Source organism: Pseudomonas sp. A-RE-19 (assembly GCF_019956555.1).
Taxonomy (GTDB): domain Bacteria; phylum Pseudomonadota; class Gammaproteobacteria; order Pseudomonadales; family Pseudomonadaceae; genus Aquipseudomonas.
Genome location: NZ_JAHBDQ010000021.1, coordinates 70155 through 96067 on the forward strand (window position 1 = coordinate 70155; position 25913 = coordinate 96067).

Consider the following 25913-nt stretch of genomic DNA (forward strand, 5'->3'; position numbering starts at 1 on the left):
GAAGGAGCGCTCTTATGTCCTGGTCCAAACCTGCTTACACCGACCTGCGTATCGGCTTTGAAGTCACCATGTACTTCGCAAGCCGCTAAGCTCTGCCGTCTGGTAGAGAATGCAGTGCTACGCCTCGGCTCGCCGGGGCGTTTTTATTTTCAGCTTTCAATGATGGAGCGGCCATGTTTGTCCAGATTCTAGGTTCCGCCGCCGGCGGCGGTTTCCCTCAGTGGAACTGCAACTGCGTGAACTGCGCAGGTTTTCGCGACGGCAGCCTGCGGGCCGTGGCACGTACCCAGTCGTCCATCGCGATTTCCGATGACGGCGTGAACTGGGTGCTGTGCAATGCTTCGCCGGACATCCGCGCCCAGCTCCAGAGTTTCGCGCCGATGCAGCCAGGTCGCGCACTGCGTGATACCGGCATCAGCGCAATCATCCTGATGGACAGCCAGATCGATCACACCACCGGCCTGCTCAGCCTGCGCGAAGGTTGCCCGCATCAGGTCTGGTGCACCGACATGGTCCACGAAGACCTGAGCACCGGTTTCCCATTGTTCACCATGCTGACTCACTGGAATGGCGGATTGAACTGGAACCGCATCGAACTCGACCAGAGCTTCACCGTCCCGGCCTGCCCGAACCTGCGCTTCACCCCGCTCCCCCTGCGCAGCGCCGCCCCTCCGTACTCGCCGCATCGCTTCGACCCGCACCCGGGCGACAACATCGGCCTGATCGTCGAAGACCTGAGCACCGGCGGCAAACTGTTCTATGCCCCGGGCCTGGGCAAGGTCGACGCATCGCTGATGAAGATCATGGCCAGCAGCGATTGCCTGTTGGTGGATGGCACGATGTGGGACGACGATGAAATGCAGCGCCGTGGTGTCGGCACGCGCACTGGCCGGGAAATGGGCCACCTGGCGCAGAACGGCCCCGGCGGCATGCTCGAAGTGCTGGAACAATTGCCCAAGCTGCGCAAAGTGCTTATCCACATCAACAACACCAACCCGATTCTCGATGAGGATTCGCCGGAGCGTGCTGAATTGGCGCGGCGTAATGTTGAAGTGGCGTATGACGGCATGAGTATTGTGCTGTAGCGGATGCCCCCATCGCGGGCAGCCACGCTCCTACAGTGATCGCGTGTTCCTGTGGGAGCGTGGCTTGCCCGCGATGACGCCAGATTAGACGCCGCAAATCCAACGGTTATTCCCCGGAGAACCGCAATGACTGACACCGCAATGTCCCCCGCCGAATTCGAAGTGGCCCTGCGCGCCAAGGGCGCCTATTACCACATCTATCACCCGTATCACGTGGCGATGTATGAAGGCCGGGCGACCCGCGAGCAGATACAGGGTTGGGTCGCCAACCGCTTCTACTACCAGGTGAATATCCCGCTCAAGGACGCCGCCATCCTGGCCAACTGCCCGGACCGCGAGATTCGGCGCGAATGGATTCAGCGCCTGCTAGACCATGACGGCGCCCCCGGCGAAGAAGGCGGCATCGAAGCCTGGCTGCGTCTTGGGCAAGCGGTCGGTCTCGACCCGGATCAACTGCGCTCTCAAGAACTGGTGCTGCCTGGCGTACGTTTCGCCGTGGATGCCTACGTCAACTTCGCCCGCCGGGCCCGTTGGCAAGAAGCCGCCAGCAGTTCGCTGACCGAGCTGTTCGCGCCGCAGATCCACCAATCGCGTCTCGACAGTTGGCCGCAGCATTACCCGTGGATCGACCCGGCCGGTTACGAATATTTCCGTACACGCCTGGGGCAAGCGCGCCGGGATGTAGAGCACGGTCTGGCGATCACTTTGCAGCACTACACGACGCGGGAAGGCCAGGAACGCATGCTGGAAATTCTCCAGTTCAAACTGGACATTCTTTGGAGCATGCTCGACGCCATGAGCATGGCCTACGAACTGAACCGCCCGCCGTACCACAGCGTGACCGAACAGCGGGTCTGGCACAAAGGAATCACCTTATGAGTTTCGATCGCAGCAAAACCCCGACATGGCGCACCGGCTACCGCTTCCAGTACGAACCGGCGCAGAAAGGCCATGTGCTGCTCTACCCGGAAGGCATGATCAAACTCAATGAAAGCGCCGCGCTGATCGGCGGTTTGATCGACGGCGAACGCGATGTCGCGGCAATCATCGCCGAACTGGACGCGCGGTTCCCCGGCGTGCCTGAGCTCGGTGACGACATCGAGCAATTCATGGAGGTTGCCCGTGCTCAGCACTGGATCGAACTTGCCTGATTCCGTGTCAGACAAGTTACCACCCAAGCCCGAAATCGGCCTGCCGCTGTGGCTGCTGGCCGAACTGACGTATCGCTGCCCGCTGCAATGCCCGTACTGCTCCAACCCTCTGGACTTCGCCGAGCAAGGCAAAGAGCTGAGTACCGAACAGTGGATCAAGGTGTTCCGCGAAGCGCGGGAGATGGGCGCGGCGCAGCTAGGGTTTTCCGGCGGTGAACCACTGGTGCGCCAGGACCTCGCCGAGCTGATCGCCGAGGCACGCAAGCTGGGTTTCTACACCAACCTGATCACCTCCGGCATCGGTCTCACCGAGCAGAAAATCAGCGACTTCAAGAAGGCCGGGCTGGACCACATCCAGATCAGTTTTCAGGCCAGCGACGAGCAGGTGAACAACCTCTTGGCCGGCTCAAAAAAGGCCTTCGCGCAAAAGCTCGAAATGGCCCGTGCGGTGAAGGCGCACGGCTATCCGATGGTGCTGAACTTCGTCACCCATCGGCACAACATCGACAAAATCGACCGGATCATCGAGCTGTGCATTGCCCTTGAGGCAGACTTCGTCGAACTCGCGACGTGCCAGTTCTATGGTTGGGCCCAGCTCAATCGGGTTGGCCTGTTGCCGACCAAAGAACAATTGGTTCGCGCCGAACGCATCACCAATGAATACCGCGCAAAACTGGAAGCCGAAGGGCATCCGTGCAAGCTGATTTTCGTCACACCGGACTATTACGAAGAACGTCCGAAAGCCTGCATGAACGGTTGGGGCAGTATTTTTCTGACGGTCACGCCGGACGGAACCGCCCTGCCCTGTCATGGCGCCCGACAGCTGCCGGTGCAGTTTCCCAACGTGCGCGACCACAGCATGCAGCACATCTGGTACGACTCGTTCGGCTTCAACCGCTTTCGCGGTTACGACTGGATGCCCGAGCCGTGCCGTTCCTGCGACGAGAAAGAAAAGGATTTCGGCGGCTGCCGCTGTCAGGCGTTCATGCTCACGGGTGACGCGAGCAATGCCGACCCGGTGTGCAGCAAGTCAGAACATCACGGCGTGATTCTCAAGGCCCGCGAAGAAGCCGAGCACGCGACCCAGACCATTGAACAACTGGCCTTTCGCAATGAACGAAACTCACGCCTCATCGCCAAAAGCTGAACCCTTGAGCGCCGCCAGGGCTGTAGCGGCCGGCATCGACTTCGCCGAGTTGCAGGTCGGGCCACATGGCCTGTTCTGGAACGAATACCGCCCCGAGGACGCTGCGTGCCGAATCTGGCGGTGGCGCGACGGCCAGGCTCATTGCCTGACGCCACCCACCTTCAGTGTGCGCAGCCGGGTGTACGAATATGGCGGTGGCGCGTTTTGTCTGACCGATGACGGGCTTGTTTTCGTCAACGAGGCCGACCAGCAGCTGTATCGGCAATCGCTGGCAGGCGAGGCGCCTGAAGCATTGACTTCAAATGAATGCCGCTACGGCGATTTGCAATTCGCCAATGGGCAAGTGCTGGCGGTGGAAGAGAACCGCGATCGACATCGGCTGGTGGCTATCGATCTGGCTGACGGCCACCGTCATCTACTGGCCGAAGGCGCCGATTTCTACGCGGCTCCGACCCTGAGTCCTGACGGTCGACGTCTGGCCTGGATCGAGTGGAATCGCCCGGATCAGCCTTGGACCGCCACTCGCCTGATGGTCGCCGAACGCCAGAGCGATCGCGGTTTTACTCAGCCGCACTGTGTGGCCGGCGATGGTGCCCAGGAGGCACTGCAACAACCTCGATTCGATGACGGCGGCCGCTTGTTTTGTCTGACGGATCGCGGTGGTTTCTGGCAGCCGTGGGTGGAGTCGAGCAACGGTCTGAGCCCACTGCCAAGCGCTGCCGCCGACCATGGACCGGCACCTTGGCAACTGGGAGGTTGCACCTGGTTGCCGTTGAGCAAAGACACTTATCTGGCGAGTTGGACCGAAGGCGGTTTTGGTCGACTGGGGCTTTGTCATGGCGATGGTGCCTGTGACGATTTCACGGGTGACTACAGCCGCTTCCGCCATCTCGCACAGGATGAACGGTTCATCTACTGCATCGCCGCTTCGCCGGTCAGTTCGTCGGCGGTGATTGCCATTGATCGCCAGAACCGGCAGGTGAAGACACTCGCCGGCGGTGTTGCCCCCTTACCCGCCGAACAGATCAGCCGCCCGCAAACCCTGCGCTATCCGAGCGGTTCGGGTGAGGCCCACGGTTTCTTCTACCCGGCGATGACAGGCGACACGAAACCGCCGTTGGTGGTGTTCATCCATGGTGGCCCGACATCGGCCTGCTACCCGATGTTCGACCCGCGAATCCAGTATTGGGCACAGCGCGGCTTCGCCGTGGCCGACCTCAACTATCGAGGCAGTAGCGGCTATGGCCGCGCTTATCGCCAGGCATTGCATTTGAGCTGGGGCGACGTGGATGTGGAAGATGCCTGCGCGGTGGTCGCCTACCTGGCCGAACGCGGACTGATCGACGGCAGTAAAGCGTTTATCCGCGGCGGTAGCGCCGGCGGGTACACCACGTTGTGCGCACTGGCCTTTCACAAGGTCTTTCGTGCGGGCGCCAGCCTGTATGGCGTCAGCGATCCCGTCGCGCTGGGCCACGCCACCCACAAGTTCGAAGGCGATTATCTGGATTGGTTGATCGGCGACCCGGCGCAGGACGCCGAACGCTACGCCGCGCGCACGCCGTTGCTGCACGCGAGCAACATCAGCGTTCCGGTGATTTTCTTTCAGGGCGAACTGGACGCCGTGGTAGTGCCGCAACAGACCCGCGACATGGTCAAGGCGTTGCAGCACAACGGCATTCTGGTCGAAGCTCACTACTACGCCGACGAACGCCACGGCTTTCGCAAGGCTGGCAATCAGGCCCATGCGCTGGAGCAGGAGTGGGTGTTTTATCGAAGGGTGATGGCGCTCGCGGGCTGAAACCGCGTCGGCCCCTTCGCGGGCAAGCCTCGCTCCTACAGGGATAACACCATACCTGTAGGAGCGAGGCTTGCCCGCGAATGCTATTTACCTGACGCAGCGAATCTCAGCGCTTGGCGATGATGTACACCGCATGCACGATCCCGGGAATGTAACCGCACAACGTCAGCAGAATGTTCAGCCAGAACGCCCCAGCGAAACCGACTTGCAGAAACACACCCAGTGGCGGCAACAGAATGGCGATGATGATTCGAATAAAGTCCATGGGGTAGCTCCTGAATGAAGTTGGCTCGCACGAGCCACACAACCAATCGACCTGCGCCGTTCATCAGGGTTCAGTTATGGATTCGGATCACAGCGCCCTCAATGACCTCGCTGAAGATAAAAAAACGCCCCACGCCAAAATAATCAGGCGTGGAGCGATGCGTTATACCGCGAGACGGTTCGGGAATTCGTGCAGACGGGTCTGATCAGACCGCAATACCTTTGCGGCACTGCAATTGCGCGGTGCGTACGCGGGAAAATGCTCGAGCCAGACGCAGGAGCATTTCGTCGATATTGGCCTTGCTGACAGTGAGGGCCGGGGTGAAGCGCAGGCAATCGGGTTGCGGGGCGTTGAGCAGCAAGCCTTCATACAACGCGGCTTTGACTACGGCGCCAGCCGAATCGTCAGACAGGCCAAGCCCCCAGAGCAGCCCTTGCCCGCGCAACTCGCCGTGACCGTAGCGATGGGCCAGCCGACTCAGGCCTTCGCGCAGGTGCTGACCGGTTTCCCGCACATGCTCAAGAAAAGCGTTGTCCAGCACATGGTCGATCACGACAAGACCGGCAGTACTCATCAGCGCATTACCGTGATGGGTCCCGCTCATTTCGCCGGTTTCGAAACAACAGGCCTTGCCTCGCGCCAACAACGCCGCCAACGGCACGCCACCGCCGAGCCCTTTGCCAAGCACGACGATATCTGCCCGCACGCCGTAGGACTGTTCGGCGAGCAAAGTGCCGCAGCGACCGATGCCGGTTTGCACTTCGTCGAGTATCAGCAAGATGCCAAGCTCACGACACAGACGCTCGACCCCTTTGAGGTAGTGCTCGATGGCGGGAATCACTCCGGCCTCACTCTGGATCGGCTCGAGCATGATCGCGACAGTCTGGGCGTCCACCGCCGCATGCAGTGCCGGCAGGTCATTGAACGGGACATGACTGAAGCCCGGCAACTGCGGCTCGAATCGGTTGATCAGATTCGAACTGTCCGACGCTGAAATCGTCCCCAGACTACGGCCATGACAACCTTTACTGGCAACGATAATCCGTGAAGCTCCGCCACGATGTCGCTGGCCCCATTTGCGCGCCAGTTTGATCGCCGCTTCACAGGCTTCACTTCCCGTATTGAGCAGGTACGCCTGGTCACTTCCGGTGCTGGTGCAGAGCCGGTCGGCGAGGTTGAGCATGCTGCGGTTATACAAACCGAAACCTGGATTGATCAGCGCCTGAGCTTGCTCCGAGAGCGCTTTGACCAGTGCTGAAGGACTGTGCCCGAGGCTATTGGCACCGCCACCTTGTGAAAAGTCCAGATAAGCGCGGTCATCGCGGTCCCACAACCAGGAGCCTTGGCCACGCACGAACATCTGTTTCGGCCGTTCGACACTGGGCATCAGGCACTCGCTGGAAAAGTTGTCGCTTCTGGATGGCAGGGAGGTGCTCATCGCGAGGTCGTCAAGGCTCGGTGGTTTACGTCGCAGGTTGAATAGATTCATTGGATGAAACCTCGTCCGAGGTTTTTTGCCTTGCCTATGTAAACACCCTCGACATAAAAGCTGTTCATCGTGCTCTCTGGCCCTGTAAGCCTTGTGAATGCGGTTAGACTAGGCTCAGGCAAGGCATTGAGCCATTTCGATTTCCCAGCATTTTCGATAAGTATTACTTATGGATTTCAAGCAACTGCGTTATTTCGTCGCGGTCTATGAAGAAGGCCATGTCGGTCGGGCTGCCGAGCGACTTTCAATCTCTCAGCCCGCGTTGTCTCAGCAGATCCGCCAACTCGAAAAAAACCTCGACGTGAGCCTGTTCGAACGCAGCAGCAAACGTCTGCTGCCTACCCTGGCTGCCCACACGCTGTACAACCATGCCCTACCCTTGCTCGATGGTCTGCAACGCGCACGCGAAGCCTTGGGCAACTTCAAGGGGAAGGCGTTGCGAACCCTGGCCATCGGCGTCCTGCAGACCGTCCATTCCAGCCTGGTGCCGCAAATGCTCGAACGCGTGCGCAAGGCGCAGCCACATCTGGTGGTGCAGATCTATGAACTGACTGGCCTGGAAATCGAGCGGCGGCTACTCAATGGTTCGCTGGACATCGGTATCAGCTACCTGCCGCCCCGTCAGCCGGGTTTGCACGGCGTACCGCTGTACGAAGATGAACTGACCCTTGTCATCCCGGCGGACCACCCATTGCGCGAATTCAAGAAAGTCTCCATGAGTCAGGCCGCCGAGTTACCCATGTTGCTATTGGGTGAAGAGTTCCAGGTACGGCAGATCTGGCAGGCACAATTGGCCAATCTGGGACGCCGCCCACAGGTGCAGGCCGAACTGAACAACATGGCGGGGATTCTCGACAGCCTGCCGCACACGCGGCTGGCGACGGTTCTGCCCGGGCGCTCGCAAAAGACCCATGGCGACCAGGCACTGCTGTGGAAGCCACTTAGCGAGCCGCGTGTACCCTTGAAAGTCGGATTGGTGTGTCGGGATGTGCAGCGGCAACAGGCTTCGCTGACGTTGTTGCGGGCACTGCTGGAAGAAGTGATGAATCGGCCGGATGACCACTTGAATGGCCCGACGACACTGGACGGTTTGAGCTGAGCACTTTTTCGCAGGCAAAAGAAAACCCCGCCGAAGCGGGGCTTTGCAGACTGTTTCCCTGACATCCATTTCACTCCGCCGTCCTGGCAGAATCCTACGTGTCCGTGTTGTTGCTTTGCGCTTCCTGCGCGACGTCCATGTGAAGTAGATTAGCTCTGGATCCAATCTACGCCTATGGGAAAACAGCAGCACGTCATGTAAGAGAATGCTTACATGACGCTACTTTGTCAGAATTGTTCCGCATTCAGCAGGAACAGTGACTCACTACCAGCCTTCACCGACGCGCTCAACGAGTGAATGCGCGGCAGCAGACGTGCGAAATAGAACCGTGCCGTGCCCAACTTGCTCGCGTAAAAATCGTCCTGCGCTTCTTTGCCGAAGGCTGCCTTGGCCATCAATGCCCACATGTAGGCATAGGCCGTGTAACCGAATGCTTGCAGATACTCGACCGACGCCGCGCCGATTTCGTTCGGATTGTTTTTCGCACGGTCGAGCAACCACGCGGTCAGCTCATCGAGGGTGTCCACCGCATCATTCAGCGGCTTGGTGAACTCCGCCAGGTCAGCACTGGCCGTCGCGGTGAAATGACGAATTTCGTCAGCGAACAGTTTGTAGAACGCCCCGCCGGTGCCGACAATCTTGCGTCCTACAAGGTCCAGCGCCTGAATACCGTTGGTGCCTTCGTAGATCTGAGTGATGCGCACATCACGAACCAGTTGCTCCTGGCCCCACTCACGGATATAGCCGTGGCCGCCAAAAATCTGCTGGCCGTGAACCGTGGTTTCCAGGCCGAGATCAGTCAGGAACGCCTTGGCCACCGGGGTCAGCAGGGCGACCAGATCTTCCGCGCGTTTGCGGGTGATGGGGTCTTCACTGAATTTTGCGGTGTCGAGTTGCATCGCCACGTAGGTGGAGAATGCACGGCCGCCTTCGTTCGAGGCTTTCATGGTCAGCAGCATGCGACGCACGTCCGGGTGGACGATGATCGGGTCAGCAACCTTGTCCTTGTTCTGCGCGCCAGTCGGCGAACGGCTTTGCAGGCGATCTCGGGCATATTCGATGGCGTTCTGGTAAGAACGCTCACCAGAGGCCAGGCCCTGTATGCCAACGCCCAGACGCTCGTAATTCATCATGGTGAACATCGCCGCCAGACCTTTGTTCGGCTCGCCGACCAGGTAACCCACGGCTTCGTCGAAGTTCATCACGCAGGTCGCGGACGCCTGGATGCCCATCTTGTGTTCGATCGAACCGCAGTTCGCGGGGTTGCGTGCACCCAGGCTGCCGTCGGCATTGACCATGAACTTCGGCACCAGGAACAGCGATATACCTTTCGGCCCTGCTGGCGCATCCGGCAGTTTGGCCAGTACCAGGTGGATGATGTTCTCGGTCAGGTCGTGCTCGCCGCCGGTGATGAAGATTTTGGTGCCACTGACCTTGTAGGAACCGTCGGCCTGAGGTTCGGCCTTGGTGCGAATAATCCCAAGGTCTGTACCGGCATGCGGCTCGGTCAGGCACATGGAACCGGCCCAGATACCGGCATACATATTTGGCAGGTACGCGGCTTTCAGCTCTTCGCTGGCGTGGGCATTGATCGACAGGCAAGCGCCGGCGGTCAGCATCGGGTACAGACCGAACGACAGGCTGGCGGAGTTGACCATTTCTTCGACTTGCGCTGAAACAGCCTTGGGCATGCCCATGCCGCCGTAGGTCGGATCACCACCGACACCGACCCAACCGCCTTCAGCGTAAGTCTGATAAGCCTGTGGGAAACCGGCTGGTGTGGTGACGGCACCGTCGGCCCAGCGGCAACCTTCTTCGTCGGCGGCACGGTTCAGCGGCGCGATGCTTTTGCTGGTGACCTTGCCGGCTTCTTCCAGAATGGCTTCGACCGTTTCCGCATCGACAGTCTCGGCGAGCGCAGGCAGTTGGGCCCAGAGTTTGGCGACCTCGAAAACTTCATTGAGGACGAAGCGCATATCGCGCAGGGGCGCTTTGTAGTCAGCCATGGCAAACCTCGCAAGATCTAAACAGGTGGTTCGTAGGAATAGTGATTTCGCTGTGTCCGAGTGTACCCCAACAACTTTTACGACACATAGGGTCAGCTAGTGACCATTTTGTAATTTTTAGTCACTGAGGATTAGGCAAATGTTTTAGTCCCTACAAAACGCATTCGCGGGCAAGCCTCGCTCCTACAGGTCTGCGCTGTATGCACATTGCGCGAACGACAGAAAACTGTAGGAGCGAGGCTTGCCCGCGAAGCTTTTCAAGCCCAACCGTCAGAGCGCAAACAACTCCGCCGGCAGCTTCATCAGGCAATCACTGCCCGCCTCGATGGCCGCCCGATGTGTGGCGGTGCGTGGCAGTAAACGCTTGAAGTAAAACTCGCTGGTCGCCAGCTTGCCCTGGCAGTAATCGGCATCGCCGCCGCCCGCCTCCAACTGCGCCTGAGCCACCAACGCCATGCGTAGCCACAGGTAACCGAGGATGATGTAGCCGCTGTACATCAGGTAGTCCACCGAGGCGGCGCCGACTTCATCCGGATTTTTCATCGCGGCCATGCCGACCTTGGCAGTCAACTCGCCCCACTGCTGATTCAGACTATTGAGTTGCGCCACATAGCTGCCGAGTTGCGGATGTTCAGCGTTTGCCGCACAGAACTTGTGGACGATTCTGGTGAAGCCGCGCAGCAGTTTTCCCTGACTGCCAAGGACTTTGCGCCCAAGCAGATCCAGCGCCTGAATGCCGTTGGTGCCTTCGTAGATCGGCGCGATCCGGCAGTCGCGCACCAGTTGCTCCATGCCCCACTCACGAATGAAACCGTGACCGCCAAACACCTGCATGCCGAGGTTGGTTACTTCCAGACCCGTGTCGGTCATGAAGGCTTTGCAGATCGGTGTCAGGAACGCCAACAGGTCTTCGGCATCCTGACGCGCCGTTTCATCCGGGCTCAAATGAGCGACATCCAGCAACTGCGCGGTGAAATAAGTCAGCGCACGGTTGCCTTCGTTGAAGGCCTTCATGGTCAGCAACATCCTGCGCACATCGGGATGAACGATGATCGGGTCGGCGACTTTTTCCGGGGCTTTCGGGCCGGTCAGCGAGCGCATCTGCAGGCGGTCGTTGGCGTATCTGATCGCGCCCTGGAAGCTTGCCTCCCCCAGACACAAACCTTGCATGCCGGTGCCAAGCCGCGCGTGATTCATCATGGTGAACATGCAGTTCAGGCCCTTGTTCGGCTCACCGATCAGGAAACCCTTGGCGCCGTCGAAATTCAGCACGCAGGTGGCCGACGCCTTGATGCCCATTTTGTGTTCGATCGAGCCGCAAGAAACGCCATTGCGCTCGCCTGCCTCGCCCTCGGCATTGGGTAGGAATTTGGGAACGATAAACAGCGAAATGCCCTTGGTACCGGCAGGAGCGTCCGGCAGTTTGGCCAACACCAGGTGAATGATGTTGTCACTCATGTCGTGCTCGCCAGCGGAGATGAAAATCTTGCTGCCGGAAATCGCATAACTGCCATCGGCCTGAGGCACGGCGCGGGTCTTGATAATGCCCAGATCGGTGCCGCAATGGGCTTCGGTCAGGCACATGGTGCCGGTCCATTGGCCAGCGGTGAGCTTGCTCAGGTAGGTCTGTTTCTGCTCTTCGGTGCCATGAGCATGGATGGCTGACATCGCACCGTGAGTCAGGCCAGGGTACATGCCCCAGGAGGTGTTGCTGGAGCCGACCATTTCACTGATGACCAACCCCAAAGAACTTGGCAAACCCTGGCCGCCGTAAGCTGGATCCGCCGCCAGACCATGCCAGCCGCCTTCAACGTATTGTGCGAATGCTTGCTTGAAGCCTGTAGGCGTTGTGACCACGCCGTTGTCGAAATGGCAGCCTTCTTCGTCGCCGCTGCGGTTCAGCGGTGCGAGAACGTTCTCACAGAATTTCGCGCCTTCTTCAAGGATCGCATTGATCATGTCCGGGCTGGCATCGATGGCGCCCAGCGCGGTGTAGTTGCTGTGAAAATCGAAGACATGGTCGATCAAAAAGCGCATGTCGCGCAGGGGAGCTTTGTACTCGGGCATGGTCATTTCTCCGGCAGCAGATTTGCTCAAACCTACTGCCGCGAACCACGCCTCACAATCACAGTCCAGACGCTGAATGCGCCATCATCACTCAACCCGCAGCGGACTCCATGCGCACCGCGCCACGGCGATTCTGACCGAAAGCCATCACACAGTTTCGCCCCGCGCCTTTGGCGCTGTAGAGCGCCTGGTCAGCGGATTTGAGGACTTCTTCCGGCGTGCGCTGTTCCAGCCGTTCAGCGACGCCGATGCTGACGGTGACCGAGACACTCGAGGCGCCAGAGCCTGCGCGGCGTTGGCGTCCCTGTTGGTCATCCTGAGGACGGTTGTCCTGATTGCGCAGCTGGATATTGTAGGTGGCGATGGATTCACGGATGACTTCCAGGTGCGGCATACACTCTTCGAGGGTTTTGCCTGCGAACACCAGAGCAAATTCTTCACCGCCGTAGCGATAGGCCCTACCGCCCCCGCTGATTTTTGACAGCTTGCTGGCGACCAGTCGCAGCACTTGGTCGCCAACATCGTGGCCGTGGGTGTCGTTGAATTTCTTGAAGTGATCGACATCGCCCATGGCCAACACGTAATTGCGCCCCAGCCGTTGCATGCGTTCGTTCAGAGCACGACGGCCCGGCAGACCGGTGAGCTCATCGCGGAAGGCCATCTGATAGGCCTCATGGGCAACCGCGGCGGCGATCATCAACATTACCTGGCTGCACATGATGTTCAGGGTAAACGGCAGGATGAAGGTTTTCGGCAACATCCAGAACAATCCCAATAGCCCTACCAATTGCGCAGCATGCAAGGGTCTTGGGTTACGCCAGTATTGCCAGGCCAGTAACAGGAATGAGGCGATGAATACCGGGTAGGACAACTGGATCAGGCTCATCCAGGCACCATGCAGGGCTGGCCAGCGGATCTCCGACAGCCACATCAGCAGCGCCTGTGGGTAACTTTGTTCCAGCCCCAGCGCCACGCTGCCGAACGCCAGCAACACGGCGAAGCGCGCCACCATGTCCTGGAACAGATGGGTGCGCTCCTGCCAGGCGGCGAACAAGCCAAAGAGTAGCGGCAGCAACAAACAACACAGATGGAAGACCACGGCGGCGTCTTCACGAACTTTGCCGTTGTCGCGGTAATAGTCGGTCTGGGTGTCGAGCAGAAAGTAGGCGATGTACACCGTGACCATCAGAAACAGTTCACGCTGACGTCGGTAAACCGCGCAATACGCACCGCCGAGCAACAGCACCAGCGTGGGCAGCACGTTGAACAGCGAAGTGAAGAAGACGTTGAGATCCTTGACGTAGGCAGCCGCAAGCCCCGCGAGTAACAACAGCAGCGATGGCAGAAAATGACTGAAACGTACAGCGGAAGAACGCGGCAAGGGTAGAGCTCCGACCCGGCAAACAGAGATGGCATTGTGCCTGCACTTGGGGCAATTAAGCACATACGATGTGATGTGTGTCACATCGCCATCCTCTTTAACGGCAGCAATGCCGTTCTTCTTAGCGTTTTAGTCAGGAATATTTACAGGCACAAAAAAGCCGCTGCTCCCGAGGAAGCAGCGGCTTTATGAAGGACCGCGTAGGGCTTAGTAACCCAGTGCGAAGTCTTCTTCTTTCATGTCCATCAGGTTGTTGGCGCCCGACAGCATGGTGACAACGTGAGTGCGGGTACGCGGCAGGATGCGCTGGAAGTAGAAACGCGCAGTCTGCAGCTTGGCGGTGTAGAACGCCGCTTCGGTGGTGCCGGCAGCCAGTTTCTCGGCAGCCAGACGCGCCATGTCAGCCCAGAAGTAGGCAAGGCAGGCGTAACCGGAGTACATCAGGTAGTCCACCGACGCGGCGCCGACTTCTTCGCGGTCTTTCATGGCGGCCATACCGACCTTCATGGTCAGCTCGCCCCACTCTTTGTTCAGCGCAGCCAATGGCTCGACAAACTCTTTGACCGCTTCGTTGCCTTCGTTGGTCTGGCAGAACTTATGGACGATCTTGGTGAAGCCTTTGAGCGCTTCGCCTTGAGTCATCAGCACTTTACGGCCCAGCAGGTCGAGTGCCTGGATACCGGTGGTGCCTTCGTACAGCATCGAAATGCGGCTGTCGCGAACGTTCTGCTCCATGCCCCACTCGGCGATGAAACCGTGGCCGCCGTAGATCTGTACGCCATGGTTAGCGGATTCGAAACCGACTTCAGTCATGAAGGCTTTGGCGATCGGCGTCATGAACGCCAGCAGTGCGTCGGCTTTCTTCTTCTCTTCTTCATCTACGCCGTACTTGACGATGTCGACTTGCTTGGCGGTGAAGTAAACCATCGCACGGTTGCCTTCGGCGAAAGCCTTCATGGTCAACAGCATGCGACGTACGTCAGGGTGAACGATGATCGGGTCAGCGGCTTTGTCCGGCGCTTTCGGGCCAGTCAGGGAACGCATTTGCAGACGATCGCGAGCGTATTTCAGACCGCCCTGGAAGCCGATCTCGGCGTGTGCCAGACCTTGCAGCGCAGTTCCCAGACGGGCGGTGTTCATAAAGGTGAACATGCAGTTCAGGCCTTTGTTCGCCGGGCCAATCAGGTAACCGGTGGCCGCATCGAAGTTCATCACGCAAGTGGCGTTGCCGTGGATGCCCATCTTGTGTTCCAGCGAACCGCAGCTCACAGCGTTGCGCGCGCCGATCGAGCCGTCTGCGTTCGGCAGGAATTTCGGAACGATGAACAGCGAAATGCCTTTGGTGCCCGCCGGTGCATCCGGCAGACGCGCCAGAACGATGTGGACGATGTTGTCGGCCATGTCGTGTTCACCGGCCGAGATGAAGATCTTGGTGCCGGACACTTTGTAGGAACCGTCGGCCTGGGGCTCGGCCTTGGTGCGCAGCATGCCCAGGTCGGTGCCGCAGTGCGGTTCGGTCAGGCACATGGTGCCGGTCCATTCGCCGGAGACCAGCTTGGTCAGGTAAGCCTCTTGCTGCTCAGGCGTGCCATGCTCGGAGATGGTGTTCATCGCGCCATGGGACAGGCCTGGGTACATGCCCCACGACCAGTTGGCCTCGCCAACCATTTCGCTGACAGCCAGACCCAGAGACTCCGGCAGGCCTTGACCGCCGTGCTCTACGTCGTGAGCCAGGCTTGGCCAGCCACCTTCGACGAATTGCTTGTAGGCTTCTTTGAAACCGGTCGGGGTTTTAACGCCAGACTCGCTCCAGGTGCAGCCTTCGGTGTCACCCACGCGGTTCAGCGGAGCCAGCACCTGCTCACAAAACTTGGCGCCTTCTTCGAGAATGGCGTCAACCATATCCGGAGTTGCGTCTGCACAAGCCGGAAGGCTCTGATAGTGCGCTTCGTAGCCGAGCAGTTCGTCACGAACGAAGCGAATATCACGCAAGGGGGCCTTGTAGTCAGGCATAGCGATAAACCTCTGCTGATGTAACCGGGAATGAACAACCGCGTTGATTTGTTGTGGCGGTCAAACAGTTGTTTGAAACATACGTTTACGCCCAAATCTTGTCAAGCGCCGATCTTTTGCCGTTCGTCATCGCACCATGAAAACCTCGGCCACGCAGTTGCGCAACGTCGTTGACTGAGCAACACGCCATGTAGGAGAGATTAGTTGAGGGAGAAGGACTTACGCAGAAAAACGCCGCGAACAGGCGCGGCGTTGGAGTAGCGGATTCAGCGAGGGATCAGGCGTAGGTATCGATCAGCGTACCGAGCATTTCATCGGAAGCCTTGGCAACTTTGACGCCGAGCGCCACCTGGAATTTGCCTTGGGACATCTCGACCATGTTACTGGCCAGGTCCGATTGCTGGCTGCGGTCTACCGAACGCAGACGATCGACCTGAACCTCAGAAGACTGGCTGGTGACCGAACGTTCGATGGTGTTATTGGCGATCTGACCCGAAGCCTGATCGACACGGTTCTGCCCTGTCTGAATAGTGCTCAGACCGGCATAAAAAGCGGTGCTACCTGAGATTTCCATGGGAGAACTCGTCCTACAAAGGATCAACAGCGGCCATTGAACCAGACCTGTCGCCAAAAGACCCGACAATAACACTAATGGCACAGTGCCTTGTCATAGGTAAAACCCAAGCCATCAATCTCAGTCCAGCAGATCCAGCTGCAGATGTTCGGCCACCGCTTCGACTGTCACCGATTTGAGTTTCGGCACCCGCCCCAGACACGGCGCGGGAATGCGCTCGGCCAGCGTCGCGAGGTTCTCTTCCAGACGCGAAGTCTTCGGATCGATGATGTTGGCCACCCACCCTGCCAACTGCAAGCCATCCCGTGCGATCGCCTCGGCTGTCAGCAGTGCATGATTGATGCAACCCAACCGTACGCCGACCACCAGGATCACCGGCAGACCCAGCGCCATGGCCAGGTCCGACAGATTGTCCTGATCCGCCAACGGCACTCGCCAGCCGCCAGCGCCTTCGATCAAGGTGAAGTCCGCCTGCATATCGAGAATCTGCCGCATCGGTGTCAACAGGGATTGCACGGTCAACGCCACGCCAGCCTCCCGGGCCGCCAGATGCGGTGCAATCGCCGGTTCGAACGCGACAGGATTAACCTGATCGTAGGTCAACGGTATCGAGCACTCGGCCAACAGGGCCAGCGCATCGGCGTTGCGCAAACCCTTGGGCGTCAGGTCGCAACCGGAGGCCACCGGTTTGCCTGCCGCAGTGCTCAAACCCGCTAATCGCGCGGCATGCAGCAAACCTGCGGCGACGGTGGTCTTGCCGACATCGGTGTCAGTACCGGTGATGAAATAGGCTGCGCTCATAAGGGTTTCTCCAACACGGCGTAAACCACTTGATAAGTCGCCGGCAGTCCCTGTGCCTGACGAAACTGCTCATAGGCCTCGATCAAGCCGAGGATTCGCGCCCTGCCGGTCAAACCGCCCGGCCGACCAGGGTTCAGGTTGTGCGCCCCAAGTGCCTTGAGCTCATGGGTCAGGCTGCGGACATCGGGGTAATGCAGCACATGCGGCTGAGTTTCGAGGCTGACGACCTTCAAGCCGCTGCCCGCGCAAAGCTGTTGGTAAACACCGAACTCGCGGAAGCGGTTGACATGCACCATGCCATCCACCTGACGCCAGCTGTCGCGCAATTCGTACAGCGTGCCTACACACAGACTAGCAAACGCGAAAATGCCGCCCGGTTTCAGTACCCGATACGCTTCATTGAGCACCGAGGCGAAATCCGCGCACCATTGCACCGCCAGGCTGGAGAAGATCAGGTCGCAGGTCGAATCCTGCAACGGCAAGCGCTCGGCGTCACCCGCGATGAAATGGGTGGCGCCACCCAAGGGACGGGCGTGATTGAGCATGCCTTCTGCAATATCAAGGGCCAGTCCGTGACCGGCAGGAAAACGCTCACCGAGCGCACGGCTGAAATACCCGGTGCCGCAGCCCATATCCAGCCAACGAGCAGGGACAAAATCTTCCGGCAACCGACGTAACAACTCGCTACCCACGTCGCGCTGCAATTCGGCGACGCTGTCGTAGCTCGCCGCCGCACGGGAAAACGACGCTGCCACCTGGCGTTTGTCGGGCAAGCCGCCGGGCAGGTTGGGAAAGGATAAATCAGTCATCACCGAACTCATGCAAAAAGGCCTGAATCGCCCCCGCCACACCGTGGGGGTCCTCCAGAAGAAACGCGTGACTGGCCTGTTCAATCAGACCGATTTCGACATCCGGCAGCAGTGCCAGCAAACCCTCCGCCGCTTCGGCCGGGACCAGCCCGTCGAGGCCGGCGAACAAGTGCAATTGCGGGCCGCGAAATGCCTGCAGCGCTTGCCGGGTATCCAGTTGTGCAAGCAACTCCAGGCCGCTCATCAGCACCGGCGAAGACGTATGCGGTGCGCCAGCGAGCAACAGTCGCGACATCCCGCGGGGGTCTTCGGCACCTTGGGCGCACAACAGCGAAAAGCGTTTCAACGTCATGCGCGAGTCAGCCTTGCAGCCGGCCAGAAACGCATCGAAGGTCTCACCGGGCATCGCACTCGGCCACTGCTCATGGGCGACAAAAGAAGGGTTGCTCGCCAGCGTAACCAAGCCGCAACAGCGGTCACCCCGTCGCGCCGCCAATTCGGACGCCAGCATCCCGCCCAATGACCAGCCACCCAGCCAGGCATCCTGTGGCAATGTCGAGTCCAACTCTTCGAGCCACTCTTCAAGGTCGCTCGATTCCAGTTCCGGCAACGGCTCGATCTCGACGCGCAGGTGCTCGTCCAAACCCTGCAAGGCAGCCGCCAAGGGTTCCAGCGGCGAAATCCCGAGGCCCCAGCCTGGCAGCAGAATCAGACGATCACGCATGGCTTGGCTCCGGTCCCAGTTGTTGAAAACAATCGGCCAGTCCATTTAACAATAGCTGTACCTGCGCCTCGCTGTGAGCGGCGGTCAGGGTTACGCGCAAGCGTGCGCTGCCTGCGGGCACGGTCGGCGGACGAATCGCAGTCACCATCAGCCCGCGCTCGCGCAGCATCTGCGACAGTCGCACCGCACGCCCGGCATCGCCGATCATGATCGGCTGGATCGGCGTGAAGCTGTCCATCAGCTCCAGGCCAATCTGTTCGGCACCTTGGCGGAACTGGCGAATCAGCGTCTGCAGATGCTCACGTCGCCAGTGTTCGCTGCGCAACAGCTCCAGACTCTTGAGTGTTGCGCAGGCCAGCGCCGGTGGTTGGCTGGTGGTGTAGATGTAAGGGCGAGCGAACTGGATCAGACTTTCGATCAACTCTTCGCTACCGGCGACAAAAGCACCCGCCGTACCGAAAGCCTTGCCGAGGGTGCCGACCAGTACCGGCACGTCTTCCTGACTCAGGCCGAAATGCTCGACGATCCCGCCGCCGTTGGCACCCAGCGGACCAAAACCGTGAGCGTCGTCGACCATCAACCAGGCACCTTTGGCCCTGGCTTCCCGCGCCAGCGCCGGCAGGTCGGCGATGTCACCGTCCATGCTGAACACGCCATCGGTGACTACCAGCGTATTGCCGGTGGCCTTCTCGAGTCGTTTGGCCAGACTGGTCGCGTCGTTATGCAGATAACGATTGAAACGCGCACCGGACAACAGCCCCGCATCCAGCAACGATGCGTGATTGAGCCGGTCTTCCAGCACCGTATCACCCTGCCCGACCAGAGCGGTGACCGCGCCGAGGTTGGCCATGTAACCGGTGGTGAACAGCAACGCGCGCGGGCGGCCGGTGAACTCGGCGAGGGCTTCTTCCAATGCGTGATGCGGACTGCTGTGACCGATCACCAAATGCGAAGCACCACCGCCCACGCCCCAACGCGACGCGCCGGCCCGCCAGGCTTCGATCACTTGCGGGTGATTGGCCAGGCCCAGGTAATCGTTGTTACAGAACGCCAGCAACGGCTGACCGTCGACCACCACTTCCGGGCCCTGAGGGCTTTCGAGCAGAGGGCGCTGGCGATAAAGGTTTTCGGCACGACGGACAGCAAGGCGCGCGCTGAGATCGAAAGACATGCAGACCTCGCGAGTAGGCAAAAGACATAGCTTCTGTAGGAGCGAGCGGTGCGGCGATCCGACTTGCCCGCGAATCAGGCACCTCGGTCAATCTGAATGACCGAGGCGCTTCATTCGCGGGCAAGCCTCGCTCCCACAGGTCTGGCGTCGATCAGACAGCAGCGTTATAAAACTGCTCGCTGCTCTTCTGCTCCACCAGTGCCTGTTCGATGGCGGCCTGATGCACTTCGTCGGCGTGCTCTTCGCGGGCTTCCGGCAGGATGCCCAGGCGTGAGAACAGTTGCATGTCCTTGTCTGCCTGCGGGTTGGCGGTGGTCAGCAGTTTTTCGCCGTAGAAAATCGAGTTGGCACCGGCGAAGAACGCCAGGGCCTGCATCTGCTCGTTCATGGCTTCGCGGCCGGCGGACAGGCGCACATGGGATTTGGGCATCAGAATGCGAGCGACCGCGAGCATGCGGATGAAGTCGAACGGGTCGATGTCGTCGGCATTTTCCAGCGGCGTACCGGCGACTTTCACCAGCATGTTGATCGGCACCGATTCCGGATGCTCTGGCAGGTTGGCCAGCTGGATCAGCAGGTTGGCGCGGTCGTCGAGGGACTCGCCCATGCCGAGAATGCCGCCGGAGCAGATCTTCATCCCCGATTCACGCACGTAGGCCAGGGTTTGCAGGCGCTCGCTGTAAGTACGGGTGGTGATGATGCTGCCGTAGAACTCCGGCGAGGTGTCGAGGTTGTGGTTGTAATAGTCCAGGCCGGCGTCGGCCAGGGCAACGGTCTGGTCCTGATCGAGACGACCCAGGGTCATGCAGGTTTCCAGGCCCATGGCTTTCACGCCTTTGACCATCTCCAGCACGTAAGGCATGTCTTTGGCCGACGGGTGTTTCCACGCCGCACCCATGCAGAAACGGGTCGAACCGATGGCCTTGGCACGAGCGGCCTCTTCGAGGACCTTCTGCACTTCCATCAGTTTTTCTTTTTCCAGGCCGGTGTTGTAGTGACCGGACTGCGGACAATATTTGCAATCTTCCGGGCAGGCGCCGGTCTTGATCGACAGCAGCGTCGACACCTGGACGCGGTTGGCGTCGAAATGCGCGCGGTGCACCGTCTGCGCCTGGAACAGCAGGTCGTTGAATGGCTGAACGAAGAGTGCTTTGACTTCGGCCAAAGACCAGTCATGACGCAGGGTTGCAGTGGTGCTGGCGCTCATGGGCGTTTCCTTGTTTATGCTTGGCAAGCGACTGGGGAGATGGAATACCCACAGACGCGACACGGATGTTCGGCATATTTAAGGAAGAGTCATGCGCTGTCAACCACGATACGAAGGGCCGGTTTACATCTGGTTAAAAAACAAACAATCCTGTTTGCTCTGCGCAGAAGCTGCGGACGGCGCCACGCCGATCTGCATGGCCTGCGAAACCGAACTGCCCTGGCTGGGCGACCAATGCCAAACCTGCGCCCTGCCCTTGCCCGACACGGGCCTGACCTGCGGCCAATGCCTGAAACAACCGCCAGCATTTGAGCGAGTCGCCGCGCCCTGGGCCTACAGCTTTCCCGTCGACAGTTTGATCACTCGTTTCAAGCACAGCGCAAAGTGGCCGTTTGGTCGCCTGCTCGCCGAACTTCTCGCTCAATTCCTGCAACATCGTTTCGATGAGGATCTGGACCGGCCCGACGCACTGATACCGGTACCGCTGGCCGTCAAACGTCTGCGCCAGCGCGGTTTCAACCAGGCGGCGATGCTTGCTCGCTGGCTCAGCGCCAAGCTCGACATTCCTTGTGATGAAACGCTGTTGCTGAGGACTCAGGACACCAGCGCGCAACAAGACCTGAACGCCGAAGCACGCAAGAAGAACCTGCGTAACGCCTTTGCCCTGGCGCCCACGGCCTCGATCAAGGGCCGCCACTTCGCATTGGTCGACGACGTGCTGACTACCGGCGCCACCGCCCAAGCCCTCGCTCGCTTGTTGATGGATGCGGGTGCCGCGCGGGTCGACGTTTACTGCCTGGCCCGTACCCCAAAACCTGGCGACGTGGCCTGACTTGACTCCCGCACGCCAAGCCGCCAACGTCGTCCCATCGCCACAGCCCAAAGCGCCTTGCCATGTCCTTGCCTACGTTGTTGTCCCAGCACATTGTCCGTCGTCCGCAGCGCATCGCATTGCTGCAACACATCGCCGAACAAGGCTCGATCACCCGCGCCGCGAAAAGCGCGGGCCTGAGTTACAAGGCGGCGTGGGACGCCATCGACGAGTTGAACAACCTCGCGCAGAAACCGTTGGTGGAGCGCAGTGTCGGCGGCAAGGGCGGTGGCGGCGCCAAACTGTCCAGCGAAGGTGAACGCGTGTTGCGCCTGTATCAAAAGCTGCAAGCCTTGCAGGCCCAAGTGCTGGAAGCCGCCGAGCAGGCCAGTGACCTGGACCTGCTTGGTCGGCTGATGCTCAGAACCAGTGCACGCAATCAACTGCATGGCAGGGTCGTGGCGATCGACGCCCAGGGACATAACGACCGCGTCCGTCTTGAACTGGCCGTATGTTTGCACATCGATGCGCAGATCACTCACGACAGCACCCTGCGCCTGGAACTGCAAACCGGCACCGAAGTGGTTGCATTGATCAAGGCCGGTTGGCTGGAACTGCTGGGCGTCGATCAAACCGCCACACCTGGCAATAATTGCCTGAAGGGCACAATCGAAAAGATCCTCGACGCCGACGACGGCCCCAGCGAAGTGCGTATCGGCTTGCCCAATGGCCAGACACTTTGCGCCCTGGCCGAGCCGCTGCACTTGAAAACCCTCGGGCTTGCCGCCGGTAAACCGGTGCAAGTGCAGTTCGCGCCGTCGAACATCCTGCTGGGTACACCGCTCTAGCTCAAACACATCGCAACCTCTGTAAAAGCTGCCAAAGGCTGCGATCTTTTGCTTCTGATTTTAAGATCAAAAGATCGCAGCCTTCGGCAGCTCCTACGAGGGCTGTGTTATGACGACTGCAACAAAACCTTCATCGACCACCATTAAGGTGGCTGCAAAAACCCGCAGGGAGCTTGATGTGAGCCTATTAGAAGACAACCAATCCACCGACCTCGAAAAGATGGTCGGCCTCAGCCGTCGTGGCTTCATCAGCGCCGGCGCCCTCTGCGGTGCAGCGATGTTCCTGGGTGGCAACCTGCTGAGTCGCAGCGTGCTGGCCGCCAGCGTCAGCGCCGGCTCCAGCAAACTGTTGGGCTTCGACAGCATCGCCGCTGCCACGACCGACGCCATCACCCTGCCGCCGGGTTACAAATCCTCGGTGCTGATCAGCTGGGGCCAGCCACTGCAAAAGAATGGCCCGGCGTTCGACCCCAGCGGTAACGGCACGGCCCAGGCCCAGGAAGTCCAGTTCGGCGACAACAACGACGGCATGAGCCTGTTCGAGTTCCCCGGCGAACAAGACCGGGCGTTGATGGCGATCAACAACGAATACACCAACTACCGCTACCTCTATCCCCACGGCGGCACGCCGCAATCGGCGGAAGATGTGCGCAAGGCCCTGGCCTGCGAGGGTGTATCGGTGATCGAAGTGCAGCGCAAGAACGGCCAGTGGCAGTTCGTCCAGGGCTCGCGCTACAACCGCCGCATCCACGGCAACTCGCCGTTGCGCCTGAGCGGTCCGGCGGCGGGTCACGAGCTGATGAAAACCAGCGCCGACAAACACGGCAAGAAAGTCCTCGGCACCTTCCAGAACTGCGCCAACGGCAAGACGCCGTGGGGCACTTATCTGACCTGCGAAGAGAACTTCACCGACTGCTTCGGCAGCAGCAATGCCGAGCAGAAATTCGACGCGGCGCAGAAACGCTACGGCGCGGCGGTTGCCAGCAAAGAGATCAACTGGCATCACCACGATCCGCGTTTCGACCTGGCGAAAAACCCCAACGAACTCAACCGTCACGGCTGGGTGGTGGAAATCGACCCGTTCGATCCACAGTCAACGCCAGTCAAACGCACCGCGCTGGGCCGTTTCAAACATGAAAACGCCGCGCTGGCCGAAACCAACGATGGTCGCGCCGTGGTGTACATGGGCGACGACGAACGTGGCGAGTTCATCTACAAATTCGTCAGCCGCGACAAGATTGACCACAAAAACCCCAAAGCCAACCGCGACCTGCTGGATCACGGCACCTTGTACGTGGCGCGTTTCGACGCGGGTGACGGTAACGCCGATCACCCGAAAGGTCAGGGCCAGTGGATCGAGCTGACCCACGGCCAGAACGGCATCGATGCCAGCAGCGGTTTTGCCGATCAGGCCGAAGTGCTGATTCATGCACGCCTCGCAGCCAGCGTCGTGAATGCCACGCGCATGGACCGTCCGGAATGGATCGTCGTCAGCCCCAAGGACGGCCAGGTTTATTGCACCCTGACCAACAACGCCAAACGCGGTGAAGAAGGCCAACCGGTGGGCGGCCCGAACCCGCGCGAGAAGAACGTCTACGGGCAGATCCTGCGCTGGCGCACCGACCGCGACGATCACGCGTCGAAAAGCTTTGCCTGGGACCTGTTTGTGGTCGCCGGCAACCCGGGTGTCCACGCCGGCACGCCAAAGGGCGGTTCGTCGAACATCACCCCGCAGAACATGTTCAACAGCCCGGATGGACTGGGCTTCGATAAAGCCGGACGCTTGTGGATTCTCACGGATGGCGATATGAGCAACGCAGGCGACTTCGCCGGCATGGGCAATAACCAGATGCTCTGCGCCGACCCGGTGACCGGTGAGATCCGCCGCTTCATGGTGGGGCCGATAGGCTGCGAAGTGACGGGGATCAGTTTCTCGCCGGATCAGAAAACCTTGTTTGTCGGGATTCAGCATCCGGGGGAAAACGGTGGGTCGACGTTCCCCGAGCACCTGCCCAACGGCAAGCCGCGGTCTTCGGTGATGGCGATTACCCGCGAGGATGGCGGGATCGTCGGCGCCTGATAAGGCCGTATCGCGAGCAGGCTCGCTCCCACAATGGATCTACGTTGTGCACACTATTCGTGACACAAGGCAGATCTCCTGTGGGAGCGAGCCTGCTCGCGATGGCGTCAGGCCACATAACACTGAACTCCAACCCCACCCCCTAAAGAAGCCCCGTCTGCGCTACCATGTCTGGCCGGACGCGGCAGCCTGCTGCGCGCAGGAGTCAGCATGGCCCACCCGTTTGCAACCCTCACCCCAGACCTCGTGCTCGATGCCGTCGAAAGCATCGGCTTTCTCAGCGACGCGCGCATTCTGGCGCTCAACAGCTACGAGAACCGCGTCTATCAGGTCGGCATCGAAGACTCCGAGCCACTGATCGCCAAGTTCTACCGCCCGCAGCGCTGGACCAACGAAGCAATCCTCGAAGAGCATCAGTTCACCTTCGAACTCGCCGAGTGCGACGTGCCGGTGGTCGCGCCGATGATCCACAACGGTGCCAGCCTGCACGAACACAACGGTTTCCGTTTCACCCTGTTTCCCCGCCGTGGCGGCCGCGCACCGGAGCCGGGCAATCTCGATCAGCTGTATCGCCTGGGCCAACTGCTAGGTCGTTTGCATGCGGTCGGAGCTACCAAACCGTTCGAACACCGTGAAGCGCTGGGGGTGAAGAACTTCGGTCATGACTCGCTGACCACATTGCTCGAAGGCAATTTCGTTCCCAAGAGCCTGCTGCCGGCGTACGAGTCCGTGGCCCGCGACCTGCTCAAGCGCGTGGAAGAGGTCTACAAGGCCACGCCGCACCAGAACATCCGCATGCACGGCGATTGCCACCCCGGCAACATGATGTGCCGCGACGAGATGTTCCATATCGTTGACCTCGACGACTGCCGCATGGGCCCGGCCGTACAGGATATCTGGATGATGCTGGCGGGTGATCGTCAGGAATGTCTGGGGCAGTTGTCGGAATTGATGGACGGCTACAACGAATTTCACGACTTCGACCCACGGGAACTGGCGCTGATCGAACCGCTGCGCGCCTTGCGCCTGATGCACTACAGCGCCTGGCTCGCCCGTCGCTGGGACGACCCGGCCTTCCCTCGCAGCTTTCCGTGGTTCGGCACCGAGCGCTATTGGGGCGATCAAGTGTTGGCGCTGCGTGAACAATTGGCTGCGCTGAATGAAGAGCCATTGAAACTCTTTTAAATTCAAAATCAAAAGATCGCAGCCTTCGGCAGCTCCTGCAGGGTGTACGCAATTCCTCTGTAGGAGCTGCCGAAGCAGACTGTGTGAAAACGCAATATTAGCGGATCAAGCAAACGCCCCGACTTGTTCGGGGCGTTTGCTTTTGTGCGGGAAGCAGACGAAAAAAGGCTTTTCAGCCCATTAACGCCATCATTTTGGGGAC

At 59.8% G+C, this 25913-nt stretch carries 24 protein-coding genes; 11 read left to right on the forward strand and 13 right to left on the reverse strand.

Going from position 1 to position 25913, the window contains the following annotated elements; translation table 11 throughout:
• Positions 1 to 14: 14 nt before the first annotated feature.
• The 6 genes from pqqA to KGB14_RS14905 all read left to right on the forward strand — a co-directional run bounded on the left by pqqA (position 15) and on the right by KGB14_RS14905 (position 5181).
• Complete coding sequence (gene pqqA / locus KGB14_RS14880) at positions 15 to 89, forward strand: pyrroloquinoline quinone precursor peptide PqqA (RefSeq protein ID WP_009045898.1); 75 nt, start codon at positions 15 to 17, stop codon at positions 87 to 89.
• 84 nt (positions 90 to 173) lie between these two features.
• The gene (gene pqqB / locus KGB14_RS14885; RefSeq protein WP_223487565.1) at positions 174 to 1085 is read left to right on the forward strand and encodes a pyrroloquinoline quinone biosynthesis protein PqqB; all 912 of its coding nucleotides are present in this window, start codon (positions 174 to 176) and stop codon (positions 1083 to 1085) included.
• 126 nt (positions 1086 to 1211) lie between these two features.
• Positions 1212 to 1964 carry a pyrroloquinoline-quinone synthase PqqC gene (gene pqqC, locus KGB14_RS14890; protein ID WP_223487566.1) on the forward strand — a complete coding sequence of 251 codons (753 nt, stop codon included), beginning with the start codon at positions 1212 to 1214 and terminating at the stop codon, positions 1962 to 1964.
• Complete coding sequence (gene pqqD / locus KGB14_RS14895) at positions 1961 to 2236, forward strand: pyrroloquinoline quinone biosynthesis peptide chaperone PqqD (RefSeq protein WP_223487567.1); 276 nt, start codon at positions 1961 to 1963, stop codon at positions 2234 to 2236. The genes pqqC and pqqD overlap by 4 nt, the downstream gene beginning before the upstream one ends.
• 4 nt (positions 2237 to 2240) lie before the next feature.
• The gene (gene pqqE / locus KGB14_RS14900) at positions 2241 to 3383 is read left to right on the forward strand and encodes a pyrroloquinoline quinone biosynthesis protein PqqE (RefSeq protein ID WP_223487585.1); all 1143 of its coding nucleotides are present in this window, start codon (positions 2241 to 2243) and stop codon (positions 3381 to 3383) included.
• On the forward strand, positions 3349 to 5181 hold the full coding sequence (locus KGB14_RS14905; RefSeq protein ID WP_223487568.1) for a S9 family peptidase: 1833 nt from the start codon (positions 3349 to 3351) through the stop codon (positions 5179 to 5181). Before pqqE ends, KGB14_RS14905 begins: the two co-directional genes overlap by 35 nt.
• Before the next feature lie 106 nt (positions 5182 to 5287).
• Here KGB14_RS14905 and KGB14_RS14910 read toward each other — a convergent pair whose 3' ends face one another.
• Both KGB14_RS14910 and KGB14_RS14915 read right to left on the reverse strand, forming a co-directional pair.
• Positions 5288 to 5446, reverse strand: coding sequence for a YqaE/Pmp3 family membrane protein (locus KGB14_RS14910; protein WP_007904205.1), 159 nt, complete (start codon positions 5444 to 5446; stop codon positions 5288 to 5290).
• 205 nt (positions 5447 to 5651) lie between these two features.
• Positions 5652 to 6935: an aspartate aminotransferase family protein gene (locus KGB14_RS14915; RefSeq protein WP_223487569.1), complete on the reverse strand. Its 1284-nt coding sequence runs from the start codon at positions 6933 to 6935 to the stop codon at positions 5652 to 5654.
• Positions 6936 to 7104: 169 nt separating this feature from the next.
• On the opposite strand from KGB14_RS14915, the gene KGB14_RS14920 reads away from it, so the two are divergent.
• Positions 7105 to 8034, forward strand: coding sequence for a LysR family transcriptional regulator (locus KGB14_RS14920; protein ID WP_223487570.1), 930 nt, complete (start codon positions 7105 to 7107; stop codon positions 8032 to 8034).
• A 227-nt stretch (positions 8035 to 8261) separates the two neighbouring features.
• Here the strand turns inward: KGB14_RS14920 and KGB14_RS14925 are convergent, their stop codons facing one another.
• From KGB14_RS14925 to bioB, 10 genes are all read right to left on the reverse strand, one after another.
• A complete protein-coding gene (locus KGB14_RS14925) occupies positions 8262 to 10040 on the reverse strand; it encodes an acyl-CoA dehydrogenase C-terminal domain-containing protein (RefSeq protein WP_223487571.1) in 1779 nt (592 codons plus the stop codon).
• Positions 10041 to 10310: 270 nt separating this feature from the next.
• Complete coding sequence (locus KGB14_RS14930) at positions 10311 to 12107, reverse strand: acyl-CoA dehydrogenase C-terminal domain-containing protein (RefSeq protein ID WP_223487572.1); 1797 nt, start codon at positions 12105 to 12107, stop codon at positions 10311 to 10313.
• A 91-nt stretch (positions 12108 to 12198) separates the two neighbouring features.
• Positions 12199 to 13488 (reverse strand): GGDEF domain-containing protein, encoded by a 1290-nt coding sequence (locus KGB14_RS14935; protein WP_223487573.1) that lies wholly within the window; start codon positions 13486 to 13488, stop codon positions 12199 to 12201.
• A 207-nt stretch (positions 13489 to 13695) separates the two neighbouring features.
• The gene (locus KGB14_RS14940; protein WP_223487574.1) at positions 13696 to 15501 is read right to left on the reverse strand and encodes a phenylacyl-CoA dehydrogenase; all 1806 of its coding nucleotides are present in this window, start codon (positions 15499 to 15501) and stop codon (positions 13696 to 13698) included.
• Positions 15502 to 15778: 277 nt separating this feature from the next.
• The gene (locus tag KGB14_RS14945) at positions 15779 to 16075 is read right to left on the reverse strand and encodes a pyrroloquinoline quinone biosynthesis protein PqqE (RefSeq protein ID WP_223487575.1); all 297 of its coding nucleotides are present in this window, start codon (positions 16073 to 16075) and stop codon (positions 15779 to 15781) included.
• Positions 16076 to 16195: 120 nt separating this feature from the next.
• The gene (gene bioD / locus KGB14_RS14950; protein ID WP_123719592.1) at positions 16196 to 16876 is read right to left on the reverse strand and encodes a dethiobiotin synthase; all 681 of its coding nucleotides are present in this window, start codon (positions 16874 to 16876) and stop codon (positions 16196 to 16198) included.
• Positions 16873 to 17685 carry a malonyl-ACP O-methyltransferase BioC gene (gene bioC / locus KGB14_RS14955; RefSeq protein WP_223487576.1) on the reverse strand — a complete coding sequence of 271 codons (813 nt, stop codon included), beginning with the start codon at positions 17683 to 17685 and terminating at the stop codon, positions 16873 to 16875. The genes bioD and bioC overlap by 4 nt, the downstream gene beginning before the upstream one ends.
• Positions 17678 to 18409, reverse strand: coding sequence for an alpha/beta fold hydrolase (locus KGB14_RS14960; protein WP_223487577.1), 732 nt, complete (start codon positions 18407 to 18409; stop codon positions 17678 to 17680). Before KGB14_RS14960 ends, bioC begins: the two co-directional genes overlap by 8 nt.
• A complete protein-coding gene (bioF, locus tag KGB14_RS14965; RefSeq protein ID WP_223487578.1) occupies positions 18402 to 19580 on the reverse strand; it encodes an 8-amino-7-oxononanoate synthase in 1179 nt (392 codons plus the stop codon). Before bioF ends, KGB14_RS14960 begins: the two co-directional genes overlap by 8 nt.
• 151 nt (positions 19581 to 19731) lie before the next feature.
• Complete coding sequence (bioB, locus tag KGB14_RS14970) at positions 19732 to 20787, reverse strand: biotin synthase BioB (RefSeq protein ID WP_223487579.1); 1056 nt, start codon at positions 20785 to 20787, stop codon at positions 19732 to 19734.
• A gap of 91 nt (positions 20788 to 20878) precedes the next feature.
• Between bioB and KGB14_RS14975 the strand changes: the two genes are divergently transcribed.
• From KGB14_RS14975 to KGB14_RS14990, 4 genes are all read left to right on the forward strand, one after another.
• Positions 20879 to 21619: a ComF family protein gene (locus tag KGB14_RS14975; RefSeq protein ID WP_223487580.1), complete on the forward strand. Its 741-nt coding sequence runs from the start codon at positions 20879 to 20881 to the stop codon at positions 21617 to 21619.
• 62 nt (positions 21620 to 21681) lie between these two features.
• On the forward strand, positions 21682 to 22446 hold the full coding sequence (locus tag KGB14_RS14980) for a TOBE domain-containing protein (RefSeq protein WP_223487581.1): 765 nt from the start codon (positions 21682 to 21684) through the stop codon (positions 22444 to 22446).
• Positions 22447 to 22624: 178 nt separating this feature from the next.
• Complete coding sequence (locus tag KGB14_RS14985; protein WP_223487582.1) at positions 22625 to 24526, forward strand: PhoX family protein; 1902 nt, start codon at positions 22625 to 22627, stop codon at positions 24524 to 24526.
• Positions 24527 to 24736: 210 nt separating this feature from the next.
• Entirely contained in the window at positions 24737 to 25711 is a 975-nt protein-coding gene (locus tag KGB14_RS14990; RefSeq protein WP_223487583.1) for a serine/threonine protein kinase, read from the forward strand.
• Positions 25712 to 25719: 8 nt separating this feature from the next.
• Here the strand turns inward: KGB14_RS14990 and KGB14_RS14995 are convergent.
• A partial coding sequence (locus KGB14_RS14995; protein WP_223487584.1) for a hypothetical protein occupies positions 25720 to 25913 on the reverse strand: 194 nt, incomplete at its 5' end.

Bases quoted from the DNA above. Each gene is read 5' to 3' on its own strand.
- pqqB (WP_223487565.1), top strand. From the start codon at position 174: ATGTTTGTCCAGATTCTAGGTTCCGCCGCCGGCGGCGGTTTCCCTCAG.
- pqqC (WP_223487566.1), top strand. From the start codon at position 1,212: ATGACTGACACCGCAATGTCCCCCGCCGAATTCGAAGTGGCCCTGCGC.
- pqqD (WP_223487567.1), top strand. From the start codon at position 1,961: ATGAGTTTCGATCGCAGCAAAACCCCGACATGGCGCACCGGCTACCGC.
- KGB14_RS14905 (WP_223487568.1), top strand. From the start codon at position 3,349: ATGAACGAAACTCACGCCTCATCGCCAAAAGCTGAACCCTTGAGCGCC.
- KGB14_RS14910 (WP_007904205.1), bottom strand. From the start codon at position 5,446: ATGGACTTTATTCGAATCATCATCGCCATTCTGTTGCCGCCACTGGGT.
- KGB14_RS14915 (WP_223487569.1), bottom strand. From the start codon at position 6,935: ATGAATCTATTCAACCTGCGACGTAAACCACCGAGCCTTGACGACCTC.
- KGB14_RS14920 (WP_223487570.1), top strand. From the start codon at position 7,105: ATGGATTTCAAGCAACTGCGTTATTTCGTCGCGGTCTATGAAGAAGGC.
- KGB14_RS14925 (WP_223487571.1), bottom strand. From the start codon at position 10,040: ATGGCTGACTACAAAGCGCCCCTGCGCGATATGCGCTTCGTCCTCAAT.
- KGB14_RS14930 (WP_223487572.1), bottom strand. From the start codon at position 12,107: ATGCCCGAGTACAAAGCTCCCCTGCGCGACATGCGCTTTTTGATCGAC.
- KGB14_RS14940 (WP_223487574.1), bottom strand. From the start codon at position 15,501: ATGCCTGACTACAAGGCCCCCTTGCGTGATATTCGCTTCGTTCGTGAC.
- KGB14_RS14945 (WP_223487575.1), bottom strand. From the start codon at position 16,075: ATGGAAATCTCAGGTAGCACCGCTTTTTATGCCGGTCTGAGCACTATT.
- bioD (WP_123719592.1), bottom strand. From the start codon at position 16,876: ATGAGCGCAGCCTATTTCATCACCGGTACTGACACCGATGTCGGCAAG.
- bioC (WP_223487576.1), bottom strand. From the start codon at position 17,685: ATGACTGATTTATCCTTTCCCAACCTGCCCGGCGGCTTGCCCGACAAA.
- KGB14_RS14960 (WP_223487577.1), bottom strand. From the start codon at position 18,409: ATGCGTGATCGTCTGATTCTGCTGCCAGGCTGGGGCCTCGGGATTTCG.
- bioF (WP_223487578.1), bottom strand. From the start codon at position 19,580: ATGTCTTTCGATCTCAGCGCGCGCCTTGCTGTCCGTCGTGCCGAAAAC.
- bioB (WP_223487579.1), bottom strand. From the start codon at position 20,787: ATGAGCGCCAGCACCACTGCAACCCTGCGTCATGACTGGTCTTTGGCC.
- KGB14_RS14975 (WP_223487580.1), top strand. From the start codon at position 20,879: ATGCGCTGTCAACCACGATACGAAGGGCCGGTTTACATCTGGTTAAAA.
- KGB14_RS14980 (WP_223487581.1), top strand. From the start codon at position 21,682: ATGTCCTTGCCTACGTTGTTGTCCCAGCACATTGTCCGTCGTCCGCAG.
- KGB14_RS14990 (WP_223487583.1), top strand. From the start codon at position 24,737: ATGGCCCACCCGTTTGCAACCCTCACCCCAGACCTCGTGCTCGATGCC.